Annotated in this window: 9 protein-coding genes; 1 reads left to right on the plus strand and 8 read right to left on the minus strand. The window is 41.1% G+C overall.

The features are described 5' to 3' along the window. Positions 1–368: 368 nt before the first annotated feature. The 8 genes from LKJ51_RS06590 to LKJ51_RS06625 all read right to left on the minus strand — a co-directional run bounded on the left by LKJ51_RS06590 (position 369) and on the right by LKJ51_RS06625 (position 12,183). Entirely contained in the window at positions 369–1,709 is a 1,341-nt protein-coding gene (locus tag LKJ51_RS06590; protein WP_291979060.1) for an amino acid permease, read from the minus strand. Positions 1,710–2,204: 495 nt separating this feature from the next. After that, positions 2,205–2,948, minus strand: a complete 744-nt coding sequence (locus LKJ51_RS06595) for an amino acid ABC transporter ATP-binding protein (RefSeq protein ID WP_291979059.1) — start codon at positions 2,946–2,948, stop codon at positions 2,205–2,207. Between the two features lies 1 nt (position 2,949). Then, the gene (locus LKJ51_RS06600; protein ID WP_291979057.1) at positions 2,950–4,413 is read right to left on the minus strand and encodes an ABC transporter substrate-binding protein/permease; all 1,464 of its coding nucleotides are present in this window, start codon (positions 4,411–4,413) and stop codon (positions 2,950–2,952) included. A gap of 264 nt (positions 4,414–4,677) precedes the next feature. After that, positions 4,678–5,781, minus strand: coding sequence for a P-loop NTPase fold protein (locus LKJ51_RS06605; RefSeq protein ID WP_291979056.1), 1,104 nt, complete (start codon positions 5,779–5,781; stop codon positions 4,678–4,680). Positions 5,782–5,921: 140 nt separating this feature from the next. Then, positions 5,922–6,245 carry a hypothetical protein gene (locus LKJ51_RS06610; protein WP_291979054.1) on the minus strand — a complete coding sequence of 108 codons (324 nt, stop codon included), beginning with the start codon at positions 6,243–6,245 and terminating at the stop codon, positions 5,922–5,924. A gap of 386 nt (positions 6,246–6,631) precedes the next feature. Continuing rightward, on the minus strand, positions 6,632–7,927 hold the full coding sequence (serS, locus tag LKJ51_RS06615) for a serine--tRNA ligase (RefSeq protein ID WP_291979052.1): 1,296 nt from the start codon (positions 7,925–7,927) through the stop codon (positions 6,632–6,634). Between the two features lie 299 nt (positions 7,928–8,226). Continuing rightward, positions 8,227–8,697: a mucin-binding protein gene (locus LKJ51_RS06620; protein ID WP_291979051.1), complete on the minus strand. Its 471-nt coding sequence runs from the start codon at positions 8,695–8,697 to the stop codon at positions 8,227–8,229. A gap of 159 nt (positions 8,698–8,856) precedes the next feature. Continuing rightward, positions 8,857–12,183, minus strand: a complete 3,327-nt coding sequence (locus LKJ51_RS06625) for an SEC10/PgrA surface exclusion domain-containing protein (protein ID WP_291979049.1) — start codon at positions 12,181–12,183, stop codon at positions 8,857–8,859. A 195-nt stretch (positions 12,184–12,378) separates the two neighbouring features. On the opposite strand from LKJ51_RS06625, the gene LKJ51_RS06630 reads away from it, so the two are divergent. Then, positions 12,379–15,197 (plus strand): YSIRK-type signal peptide-containing protein (locus tag LKJ51_RS06630; protein WP_291980204.1); only part of this gene is annotated, 2,819 nt, incomplete at its 3' end.

The following is a 15,197-nucleotide window of genomic DNA, read 5'->3' on the forward strand; positions in this document are numbered from 1 at the left end:
AATTATCGGAAAACAAATTCAGGTAAGTTAAAAGGAACCATCCTCATAGATGATTCCTTTAGACCAATTTTACAATGTAAAGCGAAAATTTTCTGATCAACACTACTTGACGTAGAGCCTTTTGAATTGGCTGGATTTTCTAGAGCGGTTCTACTGCAACATTGCCGAAACGTGTTTGCCAGGGACTTGCTAGAGGTTCTACTGCTATATAGTCAAAACGTGCTTCGCCCGAGTTTCTACTACTACATAGTCAAGAACTGCTCGCCAGGGACTTGCTAGAGCTAACGACCTTCTGGCTAGACGTGACAAGCCACGCCCTCGCCAGAAGAAATCGTTAGCCAACCGTAAGTCCTCTGCTGGCTCGCACTCTATTTTTTCAACCCATACCCCCATGCTAAGGCGGCGAAGATGAAGATAGAAAGGATTAGTGGAATTCGGGTGGAATCGATGAAGAGAAGGATTACTAAGACGGCCAGGAAGAAGATAATTGTTAACCAACTAGTAATTGGGAAACCTGGCATCTTGAAGTAACTAACACCCTTTGGATTCTTTTGCCGATACTTAATGTGAGCTGCCAAGATGATAATCCACGTAAAGATAAAGGTAATCGTTGAGATTCCGGCGATTACATCAAAGATTCCGGCTGGCATAATGTAGTTCAAAATTACCGTGATAAAGAGAATCAATGATGAAAAAGTCAATGCGTGGTTAGGGACTGCCTTTGCACTTAATTCACCGAATCGTTTTGGCGCATTTCCACTCCGAGCAAGTGAATATAGTGACCGACTAGTACTAAAGATCGCACTGTTTGTGGCGGACATTGCGGCGGTTAACACTACAAAGTTAATGATTCCAGCAGCACCCGGAATACCAATTGCCGCAAACACCTGAACAAATGGACTGGAAGTTGTCTTAATTTGGGTCCATGGGTAAATTACCATCATGGCAATCATTGAACCGATGTAAAACAAACCAATCCGGACTGGCAAAGTATTGATTGCCTTCGGGATATCCTTTTGTGGGTTCTTCGTTTCACCGGCAGTCAAACCGACCATTTCAATTCCAACGAAGGCAAAGACAACCATCTGGAAGGACATTAAGAAGCCCATTGGTCCGGTTGGGAAGAAGCCACCGTGATTAACTAAGTTACTTAACTCAACCGTTCGATTTTCAATATGACTGTGCATCAATAGCATCACTGCACCGATTGCGATTAATACCAGGATCGCAATCACCTTGATCATTGAGAACCAACTTTCTAGTTCACCGAATAATCCAACATTGACCATATTAACCAACATCAGCAGGACCACGATTGCTAGCGGTCCAACCCATTGCGGTAAGCTTGGGAACCAGTATCTCAAATAGATCCCGGTAGCGGTCAAGTCAGCCATCGCTAACGTGAGCCAACAAGCCCAGTACATCCACCCGGCAACAAATTCCATCCGGTCACCAAGGTGTTCCTTAACTGAATCAATAAATGAGTGTTTAGAGGTATCAGCGAGGATTAATTCCCCTAACGCCCGCATCATAAAGAAGCAAAAGATCCCGACAATTAAGTACGAAAGAATAATTGCTGGTCCGGCTTGCTGAATTGCTTTCCCTGAACCAAGAAATAGTCCAGTCCCAATTGCACCCCCGATGGCAATCATTGTTACGTGTCGACTCTTCAATGAGCGCTTTAGCTTTTGTTGTTGCTGTTCGTCCATAATCTGCCTCCTTAAATAAAACTTTCATCTTTTGCATATATCGCTTTCAAAAAAACAAGGGCGTTCCTGGCTTATTATGCCAGGGACGTCCTTTTAACGCGGTTCCACCCATCTTTATAGTCCAATTTAATGAACTACCTCTTAGTTGATAAAGGAACCACCCATTCAAACGTACATGCCATTTTGTTAGTTCCGAATTTCAGCGATTATCGGAATCTCTGTTCACTAACATTAAAGATTACTCATAATTATAATGATTTTGACGCTAATGTCAAACAATAACTTGAATTTTTATTCAAATTTTCGTCTTTTGTAAGCCTAATCATCCCTAATATGATGAGAATCATACTTACTTTTGAAAAGTTTTAATGATACATGATCATAACGTTGGGGTGAACCAGGGACTTGCTAGAGCTAGCAACCTCCTTCCTAGGCGCAAGTCGCCTTCGTCAGGAGAAATTGCTAGCTTTCCGCAAGTCCTCTGCTGGCGAGCACTCACACATTTAACACCTTATCCAAGAAGTTCCTGGTGTCGGGGTGTTGGGGGTGGTTGAAGATTTGGTCGGGGGTGCCTTGTTCGCGAATGTCGCCATCGTGGAAGAAGACAACGCGATCGGCGACTTGCTTAGCGAAGCCCATTTCGTGGGTAACGACAATCATCGTCATCCCTTCTTTAGCCAACCGCTTCATAACCTCAAGTACGTCCCCAACCATTTCTGGATCAAGGGCACTTGTTGGTTCATCGAACAACATTACATCGGGCTTCATTGCTAGTGCTCGGGCAATTGCGACACGCTGTTGTTGCCCACCAGATAGTTTGGTAGGATTGGCATCGGCCTTTTCACTTAAACCAACAATGTCTAGGTAATGCATGGCTGCCTTCTTTGCTTCATCCTTACTCATCTTACCTAATTCAACTGGTGCTAACGTGACGTTCTGTAAAACGTTCATATTAGGAAAAAGGTTAAAGTGCTGAAAAACCATCCCAATCTTTTGCCGAACCTTATTAATATTAACCTTTGGATCAGCAATGTCATAACCATCAACATAAACATGGCCACTGTTTGGTTCTTCAAGCTTATTGATGCACCGCAAGAAGGTACTCTTCCCAGAACCAGAGGGACCAATCATACAAACTACCTCATTTGGCTTAACATTCAGGTTAATCCCCTTCAACACTTCGTTACTGCCGTAGCTCTTGTGTAAGTCTTTAACTTGTACTTTGTACTTTTTATCCATATTAAGCCATCCTCTTTTGTACGTAATTTGATAACCATGTCAACAGGGTGATGATGATAATGTAGATTACCGCGATGATTGTCCACATTCTGAAACCTTCCATGTTTTGTGAAATAATGACGGTCCCGGTTTGGGTTAATTCCATCACACCAATTGCAGACAGGATTGAAGTATCCTTCAAGGTAATGATGAATTGGTTAACCAATGACGGTACCATTAACTTGAATCCTTGTGGTGCAATAACCTTGATTAAAGCCTTACTGTAAGGTAGACCTAGACTTCGGGCTGCTTCCCACTGTCCTTGGCTAACTGACTCGAAGCCACCTTTAACAATGGCTCCAATGTAGGCCCCTTCATCAAACGTCAAGGTTAAGATTCCGGCAAGGAATAGTGGCACCTTATGACCGATCACGTTTGGAACCCCCATGTAAATGAAGAAGGCCAAAACAATCATTGGGATCCCCCGGAAGATGTAGATTAAGGTACTTGAAACGCCATTAGCAAACTTATTATTAACGACACCCAAGACACCAAGAATTACACCAAAAATCATCGCAAAGATAATTCCGACAACGGTTAGTTCAATCGTCATCCACAAACCACGAAGAAGTGCTTCTCGGTTAGTCTTTAATAATCCTAAAATCGTGTGGTCGGCAGCGGTAGTCTTGGTTGTCCCGTTACCTTTAGTGTATTTATTAATAATTTGATCTAATTGACCAGTATCCTTTAACCATTTAATTCCATCGTTAACTTTCTTTTGGAGTTCCAGGTTCTTGCCCTTTTGGTAACCAACGGCAACTGGTTGCGCATCAATTGGCTTCTTGGTAACAATCTTTAGTGGTACCCCAGTCTTAATTCCGTATTGAAGAACCGGACCATCATCAAAGGTTGCTGCAGTGTTCCCAGTCTTCACATCGTTCCACATAGTGTTAGAAGAATCGAAGTAACGGATCTTGTAACCATACTTCTTTTGGTTCTTTTTTAGGTATAATGCCGCACTAGTTCCTGACTTAGCTGAAACGGTCTTCCCTTTCAACTGCTTCATTGACTTAATGTTACTGTCCTTGGCAACTGCCATTACAACCCCGTCAGTGTAGTAAGGAGTTGAGAAGTCATACTTGGCTTTCCGCTCGTCAGTAACACTCATCCCGGCAATCACGGCATCAACTTGGCCTGATTCCAAGGCTTGCAGGTCACCGTTAAAACTCATCGCCTTTAGACGGTACTTAAAGTGCTCATGCTTGGCGATCTTCTTTAAGATTTCAATTTCAATCCCAGGATTCTTCCCAGAATAGCCACCCTTGCTATCCTGAATTTCGAATGGTTCAAAGGTGTTGTTCGTCGCAAAAGTATACGTTTGTTCATCGGCAGATGCCGTCTGTGGTTCAATTACCTGCCACCCAATGACAATTCCTAGAACTGCCGTTAAGGTAGCTAAAAATATTTTCCAATGATTGCTTTGCATCTATACCGACTCCTCTTTAATCAAATTTTAACGTTGGTAATACAATATCATTCAGTCAAAAAGAAGTGAATAGTTTTAAGTGAACCGTGTGTTTATCCAAGATGATAGCGATTTAAACAAAACTTTTTAAAGGCTGAGTACCCAAATTTGGTTAATTTTCTTAAGTGTGATTTTGGACGGTTATTTTTTGATGAGAACATTCTCATTTTTGGTGTTTTAATCAAAAAAGCTTTGACATTCATCTTAAACATCAAAGTTTCTCTCTCAATATAGTGTTTGATATTCTTTAACAAAATCAGCAAAGAACGGCAGCGTAAACGCAACCTCACCCCACTTGGTTGCTGTAATAATTTGATCATCTAATAAACGACGCCGATAAATTGACACATAATTTTTGTCCCGTTGCATTTTCTTCGCAATTTCAGCCATTTTAACGCTAGTCTCATTACTCTCCGTCATTGCATTAACGAATTCCCGGTCCTTGTCTGACAATTCTTGATACATTTTTATATATACATTTCGATAAAGGTCAGCTTGATAGTCTGGCAAAATTTTCTGTATTACTGCCTCTGTAATCTTCGGTTCTTTTGTCCGCCATAATAGAAATCCTAGCAATTGAAACGCATATGCATAACCATTTGTCATCTTTGTAATTTGGTTAAGGGTATCATCATCAATCGTTCGTCCGTTTCGATTAAATGCTCGACGGTAGCTCTGCTTAATAGTTAGTAAGCTTAGTGGTTCAAGATAGATTCTCTGACTACGTAATAAGAAAGTTAGTAACTCATCATTTTGTAATTCAGACACTTTATTTGGTAGCCCAGCCATTAGCAGAGCAATATGGTAATCATTCCTAAGTAATAACTGATAAATCCCAGTAAACTCCCGTAATTCAGGTGTCGAACTAATTTCATCAATCGTTATCAATAACGATAGATTACGCTTTTTTAACATCTCCGCCATTTTTTCTAGCAAAACTTGATATGGCAAATTAGCAGATAGCGTATCTCGATGATTATAGTCAATCTCTAGTCCGTTTGTACTCAGTCTTATTCCATCGATCCCGGTAATTAACTTTCTTAGGCTACTGTCTGCTTGCGCATAAACTGATTCAATCAACGTTGGAATGAATCTTTTTCCCATCGTTAAATCAACAACCAACCAATCATTGTGCTTCATCATGCTATGACTGATGTCTGTTAGAAGTGTTGTCTTACCTGATCCACGCATTCCATAAATAAGAGTAGTTAAAAATGGACTGTCTGGATCTTGGATATCTTCTTCAAGCTGTTTCACAATCTTATTACGATCCAGAAACAATCGAGGGACTCGCCCAAAGCTTGGATTAAAAGGATTCTTCTCCACCATTTTTATACTCCTTTATACTTTTTATTTTATTTTATACTCTTTTATACTTTAAATCTACTTTTATACTTCTTTATACTTTAAATTCAAAAAGTAGTCCTAATTGGCATTACTACCAACTAAGACTACTAATTTTTTACCTATTATTTCAAACACCGTTTATAGTATTGCTCAGCTTCCTCATCCGTTAAGCCATACGCTTCTTTTAAATTAGCAATGATCTTTTCTTCTGGCAATTGCTGATTGATGAATAAGTTTGTGACTTGTAGAATTGCCTCTTTTTTTCCTTCTTGCCGTGCGACTTTCAACCCATGGCGACGATCCATTTCATATAACGACAAACGCATATATTCCGCCCTCCACTTCTTATTATGCTTGACAAATGCGATCCTTTTCTTTAATTGTACGATGAAATGATCATCAGCATCAACTTTACGATTAGCAATCACGTCTAAAAATTGTTGCAAACGCGGGCTTACATCTTTTCGACTCCTTATATATAAAGAACGGAAAAAATGAGTTTTTTAACTAATTTTAAAAGGAAAACCAGAAGTCACTGCCTTTTGGATAGAGTTACTTCTGGTTTAGTTATTATGTTTAGGTGTGATTAGTTTCTACTGAAACACAGCTAAGATCTGCTTGCCGCGACTGCCACCTCCGTCTAGCAGTTCTACTGTGACATAGCCAAAACGTGCTCAGCCCAAACTTCCTCGAGCTAACAATTCTACTTTTACATAGCCAAGATCTGCTCACCGTGACCGCCACCTCCGTCTAACTATCCCGTACTTGATTGTAAACAATCATCGTCCGGGATTCTTTAGTACTCGGTGGCTAGTCCGTCGCGGTTCGCACTCTACTTTTTAAACGGTACCGCGTTTTCTTTGGTGATCTTAGTGACACCGTGCATGTATGGAACTAAGACTTCTGGAATGGTTACGGAGCCGTCTTCGTTTTGGTAGTTTTCCAAAATTGCGGCAACGGTCCGACCAACGGCAAGGCCTGAACCATTTAGAGTGTGGACGTATTGAAGCTTACCATTTTCGTCACGGTATTGGGTGTGCATCCGACGAGCTTGGAAGTCCAAACAGTTAGAACAACTTGAAACTTCACGGTACTTGTTTTGAGCAGGCATCCACAGTTCAAGGTCATGGGTTTCAGAAGCAGTGAAACTCATGTCACTAGTAGTTAATGTGATGACGTGGTATGGCAAGCCAATCTTCTTCAAGATGTTTTCAGCATTAGCTGTCATCTTCTCCAATTCATCCCATGAATCTTCTGGCTTCGTGTACTTAACCATTTCAACTTTATTAAACTGGTGCATCCGAATCAATCCCCGGGTATCACGACCAGCGGCCCCAGCTTCGGAACGGAAGCAAGGAGTTAAGGCCGTAACGTAAACTGGCAATTCAGATTCAGGAATAACGTCACCACGGTAATAGTTAGTCAATGGAACTTCGGCAGTTGGAATCAAGGTCATGTCTTCACCGTTAACTTGATAAACACCCTTCTTGAACTTCGGGAACTGACCAGTGCCGTACATTGAAGCAGCGTTAACGATGTATGGTGGCAATACTTCTGTGTAACCATCCTTCATGTGTTCATCAAGCATGAAGTTGTAGACGGCCCGTTCAAGCTGTGCCCCTAAGCCAAGATAGTAGACGAACCGAGCACCAGAAACTTTCCGCGCACGATCAAAGTCAAGAATCCCCAAGTTTTCACCAACATCCCAGTGGTGCTTTGGAGTAAAGTCAAAGTCACGGATCTTGCCGACCTTCCGTAATTCAACGGAACCTTCTTCAGTCAAGCTTACCGGAACCCCATCATGAGGAATGTTTGGCAAGCGGGACATCTTATCATGGAAGACTTCATCATTCGCCTCAACTTTTTCATCGAGTTCCTTGATTTGGTCACCCAATTCACGGGTTTCCTTGATTGCATCGTCAGCGGATTCACCATTCCGCTTAGCTTCACCAATCTTCTTTGATGCATCATTCCGTTGAGCCTTCAAAGCTTCGGTCTTTTGAAGTAAATCACGACGCTTCTGGTCAAGTTCAAGCACTTCGTCAATTTCCTCAGCCTTAATGCCACGGGTAGCTAACTTTTGCTTAAAGAATTCTGGATCTTTACGAATCTTCTTAATATCTAACATTGTATCCTCCTAACAAAAAGAGCCATTCCATCCTCAAAATATTTTGGGACGAAATGGCTCTTAGTTCCGCGGTACCACCCAAGTTTGACGTTTAAATACGTCACCCTCGCGATGGATAACGGTCATCAACCGTGCGGCATTACCCGCCCACATATTTCTGCATCGGAGTTTCGATCAACAGCTTGCACCACCCGCTGCCTCTCTTCATGATCTACTTGAAATGCATCTGTGTTTTATATTCGCCATTATCATATTACATCTGGCGTTATTTAGCAATCGCTAATTTAATAATTATTGATTTAATTTGCTTTCCGCAAACCAAACAGTGAGGTCAAGCCAGCAACCCGAAGTCCCAAGCCATGAAGAACATTCGTCTTCTTTGGCTCAGCAGGGCGATGGATTAGTGGTGCCCGTGATTGCGTCTTGGTATAGCGATCGTCCAACCGTTCATTGTCAAACTTATTGTAAACAATCACGATCTTTGAATCTGGAGTCCAAGCATTAACCTCTTCACTAGGCAAAACTGCACGATCAGGTGCACAGCCAGCAATCTCAGGCGCATCGAACTCAGCCCACGCTTTTGGTGAGTCAGGTTGAACAACCCACTGGCTATACGTTACTTGACCATTCGCTGTCGGTACCTTGCTTCGTTGAAAACGAACTGTTTGTTTAATCTCCTGCTGGGTACCGTCAACGTTAACCAAAATAATTGTCCGCGTTGACTTAGCGGTCAAAGCATTAGTTAATTGTTGTTCTTCTTCAGTCACCATCTGCTACCTAACCTCACTTTACTCTTTTTTGAATTTATCGGGTATTAACTAATCGTTAAGCCAGTGTTCCTAAACACTGCTTACTACGATATTGTAATCCCTTATTTTGGTAATGTCAAAATTCATTTATCAAAATATAAGTAAGGTAAAGATAAGAGACTAGTTTTGCTTCTTCAAAGCACCCCAGCCAAACAATGAAATCATCTCAATTAGGACAAGACCGACTAGAGCAGTCTGATTATCTGCGTTCCCAGTTTGTGGCAACCGTGATTGGGCCTTGTGACTAATGGTAATACTTGGTGTTTTGTGCTGGATAGTGGAAGCATTAACACTTTCTCCAGGGAAGGCTACAGTTGCGGTTGAAGCTGCGCCGATAGTCGGTTGGTAACCAGTAGTAACTACGCTGCCATTTTGGTGATGACCTGACAATCCGGTAGAACCGCTTGAAATAGTTTCATCAGTTGATTGATCAGTGGTTTGTGAACCAGTAGTTCCTTGTTGTAGTCGAGCAAGAGCTGCCAAATCATCCTTAACAGCCTGTTGGTGCTTAACTAAGATTGCTTGGTCCTGAGTTAATTGCTGCCGATCCTTTTCAAGCTGTGCCTCTAAGTCAGCAATTGTGGCACCATCCTGAATCTTTGCAAGAGCTTCATTAGCGGCATCCAATTCGGCTTTCTTCGTTGCTAAAGCCTTTTGACTGTTTTCGAGTGCTGCTTGATCAGCGCTCAATTTTTGTTGAAGTTGACTAACACGGGCGGACAGGTCACTTGATTGTTCACTTGGTAGTGCTGCAGCCAATCTTGCATATGATTGGGCAAAAAGCCGCATTGCCAAACTACCCTTCAGGTTACTTTCTTCCAGCTGGTTCAATTGCTCCTTGGCACTTGTCAATTCTTTCTTAGCATTATCCAAGGCAGTCTTCTTTGTAGCGAGATTATCTTGTGCCTTCTTCAAAGCTGATTGAGCATCTTGGGCTGCTTGCTGCTTAGTCTGTCGAAGCTTTTGATCAGCAGTTAACGTGTCCTTAGCTGTCTGTAAGTCTTTTTGAGCCTGTTGCAATTCTTTTGCCTGGTCATCTTTTGACTTGCCCGCAGCGTCTAAAGCAGTCTTCTTCTCGTTAATCTGGCCCTGAGTTGTTTTAACTGTATTTTGTGTATCTGTAACTGCTTGTTGCTTAGTGTTTACAGTCGTTTGAGCTTCTTGAGCTGCTTTCTTGGCGGAATCAAGTTTTTGTTGAGCAGTTGAAACAGCATCAGAAGCCTTCTTCACTTCGGTTTGATCATTCTTGACAGTTTCTAATGCGGTCTTAGCTTCTTGATCAGCCTTTTCGGAAGCAGCCTTCTTTTGATCATAGTCTTGTTGGGCGGCATTAATGTCATCTTGACTAACGCTTGATTGTTGATCAATTCCCGGTGTTGTAGCGTCCTGAGCTAAATTCTTCTTAACTTCAGGAGTGGCATTGGCGTCGCTGATGAAGTTGAAGTGAACCGAGCCATCATTATCATTAAAGGAAACAGCTAGATATTGATTAACCTTTGGATCCTTGGTTATGTAATTAAAGGTGTGATTCTCTCCTTCTTGTGGATCATTTAAGAAGGCAGTTGTGTGGCCACCAAATCCTGGCTTCCCATAATTATCGCTGTACATCATGGACATAATGGTGATATATAAGCTTTCTTTAACTGCGTCCATACTAATGGTATTTTGGCCTGAAACATGCATCAAAAGTGCTGTACCTTGATAATTCTTACCACTAGACATATTTTCACCAACAAAGCCAGTATTTATTCCTGCTTGATTAGCTACTTCTTTCAGCCCATCCGGATTATGTGGTGATCCTGTCTTAACTTTCTCAGTTGCTTTGTCCCAGCCGTGATTATAGGCTGAATCAACTAATTTTTCTCCTAACTGAGTAGCAAACGGTGATACCTTTAAGAACCCAAGACTATAATTTTGACCATCAGGCTGAGATTGAACATTTTGTCGAATTCGGTTAACAATATTAGCCACATATGAAGTCAGCTCTTGCTTCTGAGAATTAGTCAACATTAATTTATTACCATCATAACTAAGGATGGTTGCTTGATCAGCTTGATTATGTTGAAAATTATCCTTGTATTTTGCTTGGTATACAGGGTTCCCATTTTTATCGTAATATCCAACAAAACTAACTCCATTTATATTATCCGGATCAAAGCCATTATCTGTTAGTGCTTTACGAGCATAATCAATATTGCCTTGAGTGTTAGTTCCACCCAAAACATACCCAGCCATTCCTTCTGCAAACCCTGCCGGTACCTTAGCCGGAGCTTGTTGAGCAATTGGATCATTTTCACTAGCAGTGCCGTTCTTTAGAGCATCTAACTTGGCCTTAGCTTGGTCCATTGCTTTCTTGGCATCTTGAGCAGCCTGTTGTTTTTCTTGGGCGGCCTGTTGATCAGCATTGAGTTTGTCCTGAGCAGCCTTAGCATCTTGTTGAGCCTTAGTTAGGTCATCGCTTGCTTTGTTCACCGCTTGCTTAGCCGTTTCTAAATCAGTCTTAGCTTGAGCTAATGCGGTTTGTGCATCTGTAACTGCTTGTTGATCGTTCCGGAGTTTTTCTTCAAGCTGATTGACCTCTTGTTGAAGGGCAGCAACATCTGTATGCGCAACCTTTTGTAAGTCGGTTACTTTTTGTTGAGCAGTGTCAACCGCACTTTGATCTGCACTTACCTTTTGGTTAGCCTGTTTAGCAGCTTGTTGAGCTCTTTCAGCGGCGGCACTCTTGTCGGCTACATCAGCACTTGCCTGGTTAAAGGCGGTTTGTGCTGCATCTTGCTTTGATTGAGCATCCCGAACAGCGGCCTGAGCATGTTGAAGGGCGGCAGCTGAGTCAGAAGAACTAGCTGATGATGAACTAGACGTAGCGCTAGAACCAGCGGAAGTGGCACTACTACCACTAGCACTAGATGATGCACTACTACTGGTACTTGATGAGCCACTGGTAGTTTCACTAGTGCTTGCTGAAGAACTAGTAGCAGCTGAACTGCTTGATGATGCAGAACTAGAAGCTGAACCAGCACTAGATTGGGCAGTACTTAGTTCGTCCTGAGCAGCGGATAGATCCTGCTTAGTTTGATCGACTGCAGCTTGTTTAGCTTGAACATCAGCGGCTTGCTGATCGTACGCACTTTGCGCAGCTTGTTGGCGTTGTTGAGCAGCGGACAAGGTTGATTGACCTTGTTTTTGAGCAGTTTGAGCATTTTGTAATGCCGCTTCATCGCTAGCAACATTCTGCTGACCCTGAGTAACCTTTTGTTGGTAATTATTAACAGATTGTTGATCGTTAGCTAACTTAGCTTTCAATTGATTAGCGGTTGACTGACCAGCGACGTTTATTTCTTGTACATTATCTGCCGCATGAGCAGTATTCGTTGCCCCAACTAACGTGATTCCGGCTAAGACAGCAGTGCTAATTAAAAATTTATTTTTGAAACCGTCTTTCATTAGTTAACCCTCCAAATAGTCATTTCTAGACATAGTCGGTTTTATTGTACCTCTCTTGTTTAAATACAGACAAGTCATTTTAAAGGTGATTAATTGTAGGAATAATAATGTACTAATTTCTTCCATCTTTATAAGATACTTTTTATTATCGATGCTATAATTAAAGGGTATTATGAATTGGGAGTGTGATAGGTTATGAGTAAGGGTATAGATAAAAGAAGAAAAAAGTTAATTGAAAGTACAAGTAAAGTTCAACAACACTTTGGTATTCGTAAGCTAACGACCGGTGTTACCTCAGTCTTGCTGGGCTCTTTCTTAATATGGGGGGGTACATCAACTGCTCAAGCTGCGGATAATGTGCCGACAAATAATAACGAAGAAACAAGTAGTATTGCTAAAGATTCTTCCAGTCCCGCAAGCGCAAAAGAAGTAACCTTATCTGCTCCTCAAAAATCGGCTGATAAGACTCCCGCTTCTTCATCTGATACTCCTTCAAAAGCAACCGAGCAAGTAGCATCAAGTGTTAACAATGAAGAAACAAGTAATAAAGCAGTAGTACAAAATTCTGACGCTGCAAATAAGAAGGATAATGCTACCAATGAGTCTACTAGCTTAAAAGTTAATACTAGCTCAGCAATTAACACTAAAGATTTAAATAAGGCTTTTGCTGAAAATAAGGCTGAAGAAAAAATTCCGACTTTTTCCGGAACTGTCTGGTTTGATCCAGAAGGTAAATTAGATCCTGCTAATAAGCGCACACCATATAAAGCCGGAGATACCCAAGAAATCAAATACCGTATCAGTACTTATGGCGAGTCAACAATCAAAGATCCACAATACTTATTGCTATTACCAGCTGGATTTAAAACAGACACATTCACCTGGAGTGATGCAAATGCTATTAAAAGTACTCAAGATTTAGGAAATGTCGGACCAAACGGTGAACAAGTATTTTTAGTTACTACTAAAACGTCACCTGCTTGGACCGGATTATATGCTACTGCAACAATGACTGTCGATGAGAAATACGCTGGAGCATATAGCTATGCTGATATGAGTTACTTGCCACTAATTTCTGCATTATATGGTGATGCTAAAGAAGGTGGCGAAGCTTTAGCAGGCGCTGGTTCCCCTACTATCCACCTTACTAATGGCACTGATTATCACGTTGCTAAAAGTATTTACACTCTAAATGGAAAACAATGGTCTGAAGCAGGCGGATCTGAAAGCTATACTGTTTTACCTGGTAAAAAAGCCATTGACCTAACTAATTTCAATGTAACTAGTTCTTCTGTTGATCTCCATCCTGGCGATGCAACAAATAGTGGTTACGAACAGCTAAACGCAACCATTAGCTTAACTCATCATGTTGAAGATGGTGATTATTTAGATTTCCATCTTGGCCTCCCATTACAAGACGGAAAGGTTCTCTCATATGATAGCCAATTAAGTGATGGTTTTGATGTCAAATATCAGGGAACTACTATCGGTCATATCTTTAAGATGGATGGCTACTATCGTCTTGTCTTCAATACTGCAGTCAATCAATTCTTCCGTAATTCTAGTTCAAGCTTTACTGATACCGTTCACTTAAGGTGGAATTCGGGGAATGCAGATCCTTCCATAAAAAAGCCTACTTCAACAACCGATCACAATTATGGTAAGACCATTGTTTACCAATACACCAGTGACAAGAGTCAAAATCAAGAAGTGTTTGCTTATACCCCAACTAATGACGTTAATATCGGCGGAAAAATTAGCGCTAGTGGCTTAACTATTGGTGGAAAATATATCTATCGTGGAAATATTCTTCAAGGTAATCAAACTAATAGTGCTAGTATGGGTTACTCAACTAACAGAACTTGGGATAAGGATAATCATGTTCAGATAGACACCAATTGGCATAATTCTGAACAAGTAGTTGTTGCTACTAAAGCAAAGAATTCTTCGGAGAGTGCAAGCAATAATTTTGCAATCACTGTAGTCGCTGGTCAAAACCCATATTTAACTTACAACTGGACTAGCGATGCGGATCTTGCTAATCAAATTAAAAATATTTTTGCTCATTATCACACTCATGAATTATCTAACCCAATCGCAGATAATAATAATATCTTAACCCAAGACAAAGATACTAAAGGTGCACAATTAACAGATGGTGACGTCACTGTTACTCACGAAGAAAAAGCCGAAAATGGTGTAGTTACCAGAACTTATCACGTCAAAATCTCCAATCCAAACGTTGAATTGAACGGCACAATTTCTCCTATCAGTGTTTCCGCCAGTGGATTCACCATGCCAGAAAACATTAAGAGTTATGAAGAAGACATTGCTAATGCTGTAGCAAATAAAAAAGGGAATTTTGGTAATGCCAACAATCAATCTGCAAACACCTCAAATGAGACACTGAAAAAGGCATTGGAAGATACTGATACCATAAAAATTGCTGTCTCAAATGAAAGTGGCACTACTGCCAAAAATGTTTCTGGCGTCTTAGGAAGTCCATGGCTCGCTGGAATTGGTTATTCTGGATCTAACTTAGGACCAAATGGTGACGATCCATCTAATTACATCACAACTAAGTTAATATTTAAGGACGTCGATTCTGGAAACACTGTTGGTCCATCCGATGGTTTTACATTCCAAGGCAAATCTGGTACCGCTATTTCATTTAATGGGGTTGAGCAAGAATTAGCAGATCTCATAGAACAAGGCTATAGCATTGACCATGTTAACAGTAAATCAGGTAATACTGAAACGCCTATCTCCCCTTCAGCTTCGGCCGATAAAAATAAGATTAGTTCATATAATTTTGGTAGTATTTCAACAGCTAGTGCAACGCCGGATGAATTTATTGTGTATTTAAAGGCTTCATCGACGCCGACTTCGACTGAAACCAAGAAGACCGTTACTGAAACCATTAAGTACGTGGACCAAGATGGTCATCAACTTCAAGCTGATTCTTCTAACGGCTCCATTACCTTTGTCAAGATGTCTAATGGTACTTGGCAATT

This window comes from Limosilactobacillus sp., assembly GCF_022651205.1.
Lineage (GTDB): Bacteria > Bacillota > Bacilli > Lactobacillales > Lactobacillaceae > Limosilactobacillus.